Source organism: Geobacter hydrogenophilus (genome assembly GCF_018501225.1).
Taxonomy (GTDB): domain Bacteria; phylum Desulfobacterota; class Desulfuromonadia; order Geobacterales; family Geobacteraceae; genus Geobacter; species Geobacter hydrogenophilus.
In genome coordinates, this window is the sequence record NZ_JAHCZI010000050.1 from 1 (window position 1) to 202 (window position 202).

1 protein-coding gene is annotated in these 202 nt (G+C 68.8%); it reads left to right on the top strand.

Annotated elements, in window-relative coordinates:
- A partial coding sequence (locus KI811_RS18485; protein ID WP_214187928.1) for a hypothetical protein occupies positions 1 to 202 on the top strand: 202 nt, incomplete at both ends.

Below are 202 nucleotides of genomic sequence, written 5' to 3' on the forward strand. Positions count from 1 at the left end.
TCTACGCCTGGGCCAAGGACGCGGCGGGGAACGTCTCGCTCGCCAAGAGCGCCAGCGTGACGGTCACCCTTCCCGACACCACCGTCCCTGTCGTGAGCGCCTTCACCCTCCCGGCAACCGCCACGAGCCTCACCGTTGCGGTCAGCTCCTTCACCGCCACCGACAACGTCGGCGTCACCGGCTACCTGATCACCACGAGCGC